Source organism: Vibrio sp. 10N.222.49.C9 (genome assembly GCF_041474985.1).
Classification (GTDB): domain Bacteria; phylum Pseudomonadota; class Gammaproteobacteria; order Enterobacterales; family Vibrionaceae; genus Vibrio; species Vibrio crassostreae_C.
Genome location: NZ_JBFRVD010000440.1, coordinates 1 through 240, shown reverse-complemented (window position 1 = coordinate 240; position 240 = coordinate 1). Strand labels below are relative to the sequence as shown.

General features: G+C 52.1%; 1 pseudogene. It reads left to right on the top strand.

Annotation, left to right across the window (positions count from 1 at the left end):
• Positions 1-240, top strand: a pseudogene (locus tag AB4585_RS23885) (GntP family permease); the annotation flags it as partial.

Genomic DNA, 240 nt, shown 5'->3' with positions numbered 1-240 from the left:
AGATTCTAGTAACCGGTGCTGGTGGTATGTTTGGCGGCGTACTTCGCGCAAGTGGTATTGGTGATGCACTAGCGGGAGTATTGGCTGATACGGGCATGCCAATTGTGGTAGCCGCGTTTGTTATCTCTACGTGTCTGCGTGTAGCGCAGGGTTCTGCAACGGTCGCTTTGACTACAACTGCTGCATTGATTGCTCCAACAGTTGCTGCGACAACCGGCCTTTCTGAGCTAGACCTATGTT